The sequence below is a fragment of the Pelomonas parva genome, from assembly GCF_043555835.1.
GTDB lineage: Bacteria > Pseudomonadota > Gammaproteobacteria > Burkholderiales > Burkholderiaceae_C > Pelomonas > Pelomonas parva.
The window spans coordinates 1-259 of the sequence record NZ_JBIGHV010000043.1 but is presented as its reverse complement, the minus strand read 5'-3'; the positions used below and the strand labels follow the sequence as shown (position 1 = coordinate 259).

1 protein-coding gene is annotated in these 259 nt (G+C 68.3%); it reads right to left on the bottom strand.

Annotated elements, in window-relative coordinates:
• Window positions 1-259: hypothetical protein (locus ACG00Y_RS28845; RefSeq protein ID WP_394485109.1), on the bottom strand; the 259-nt coding region annotated here is incomplete at both ends.

Genomic DNA, 259 nt, shown 5'->3' with positions numbered 1-259 from the left:
CATAGTCTTGCGGGACCGTGGACTTGACCTCGAACTGAGCGACCTGGATGCCGTCGACAACCACGGACGTCAAGGCGCCGATGCCGCCGGCCAGCTTGGCGTAGGCGCGCACCGTCAGGGTGTCGGTGAGGCTGGCGGCAGGCCAGGGAGCGGCGAGGTTGCCTGCGGAGTAGGTGGCGCCGGAGGATGTGGGGGTGAGGAAGGTGGAGCCGGCGATGAGGTACTGGACTTGGAGCGCGCGGGTCACGCCATCGACCGT